Annotated in this window: 1 protein-coding gene; it reads left to right on the forward strand. The window is 72.1% G+C overall.

What is annotated here, in order from left to right; all coding sequences use genetic code 11:
• Positions 1-203: 203 nt before the first annotated feature.
• Positions 204-1948: thiamine pyrophosphate-requiring protein (locus F8271_RS31020; RefSeq protein WP_151493335.1), on the forward strand; the 1745-nt coding region annotated here is incomplete at its 3' end.

The raw sequence follows: 1948 nt of genomic DNA on the forward strand, positions 1-1948 counted from the left end.
AGCGCGCGGTAGTCGGCGATCCGGTCGTCGTCGGGGTCGGTGATCTGGTGGACGGGCACCCGACGATTCTGCCGGACGGGAAGCCCTGCCCTCCGACGCCCGCCCGACCGGGTGTTTTGTCCGAAGAAGACGGGGAATGACCGGCGGAGTATCCGACCAGACGGGAAGGGATCAGCCAGGTGAGCGCAGACCGCACCACGGCGATGGAATCCGGCGCTCTGCCCCGGCACCCGACCGTCGCGGACCACATCGTCTCCCGCCTGTTCAGCTGGGGCGTCCACCGCTACTTCGGTTATCCCGGCGACGGCATCAACGGCCTCACCTCCGCGCTGCAACGCACCGAGGGGCGGGCCCAGTTCATCCAGGTCCGCCACGAGGAGACCGCCGGCTTCGCCGCCTCCGCGCACGTCAAGTACGGCGGCGGCCCGCTGGGCTGCGCGCTGGTCACCAGCGGGCCGGGCGCCATCCACCTGCTCAACGGCCTGTACGACGCGAAACTCGACCACCAACCGGTGATCGCCCTGGTCGGGCACACCGCGACCACCGCCGAGGGCGGCGGCTACTACCAGGAGGTCGACCTGCTCGCCCTCTACAAGGACGTGGCCGCGGCGTTCCTGGCCCAGCTCGACCACCCGGCGCAGGTACGCCACCTGGTCGACCGGGCGTGCCGGACGGCGCTGGCCCGGCGTACCGTCACCGCCCTGATCCTGCCCCTGGACATCCAGGACGAGCCGGCCGTCCCGAACCCGCCGCACGCGCACGGCTACTACCAGACCAGCAACGCGCCGAGCAGCACGCCGACGATTCCACCGGAGGCGGACGTGCGCCGGGCGGCGGAGGTGCTGGGCGGCGGGCAGCGGGTGGCCATGCTGGTCGGCCAGGGCGCCCTCGGCGCGCGCGACGAGGTCCGTGAGATCGCCGATCGGCTCGGCGCTGGCGTGGCCACCGCACTGCTCGGCTTCACCGCCGTCGACCACCGCGCGCCATGGGTGACCGGCGCGATCGGGCTGCTCGGCACCCGACCGAGCTGGCAGCTGATGAGCGGCTGCGACCGGCTGCTGATCGTGGGCAGCAACATGCCGTACTCGGAGTTCTACCCGCCGCCCGGGCAGGCCCGCGCGGTGCAGATCGACCTGGACGGCACCCAGCTCGGGCTGCGGTACCCGACCGAGGTGAACCTGACCGGCGACGCCCGCCCCACCCTGCAGGCGTTGCTGCGCGAGCTGGGCCCCGGCCCCGGGCCGGCCGCCTGGCGGGCCGAGATCGCCGAGGCCACCTCGGCGTGGCGCCGGGCGCAACGCGACCTGGCCGAGCAGGCCGCCGAACCGGTCAACCCGCAGCTGCTCTTCCACACCCTCAACGAGCGCCTCCCCGACAACGCGATGCTCGCCGTGGACTGCGGCACCACCACCGCCTGGTACGCCCGACACATCCAGGTCCGCCCCTCGATGCTGGCCAGTCTGTCCGGCACGCTGCTGTCCATGGGCGGAGCCATGCCGTACGCGCTGAGCGCGAAGTTCGCCCACCCGGACCGACCGCTGATCGCGCTGATCGGTGACGGCGCCATGCAGATGAACGGCGTCAACGAGCTGATCACGGTGGCGAAGTACTGGCGCAGCTGGGCCGATCCGCGGTTCGTGGTGCTGGTGCTCAACAACCGGGATCTGGCGTTCGTGAGCTGGGAGCAACGGTCCAGCGAGGGGACGCCGATGTTCCCGGACAGCCAGCAGCTGCCGGACATCGCCTACCACCAGTGGGCGGAGGTGCTCGGCCTGCGCGGCGAGCTGATCGACTCGCCGGAGCAGATCCCGGACGTCTGGGAACGGGCGCTCACCGCCGACCGGCCGGTGGTCATCAACGCGCTGGTCGACCCGGCCGAGCTGATGCTGCCGCCGCACTTCACCGCCGAACAGGCCCGCAAGACCGCGGCGGCCGTACTACGCGGCGA

Source organism: Micromonospora sp. ALFpr18c, assembly GCF_008868155.1.
Taxonomy (GTDB): Bacteria; Actinomycetota; Actinomycetes; order Mycobacteriales; family Micromonosporaceae; genus Micromonospora.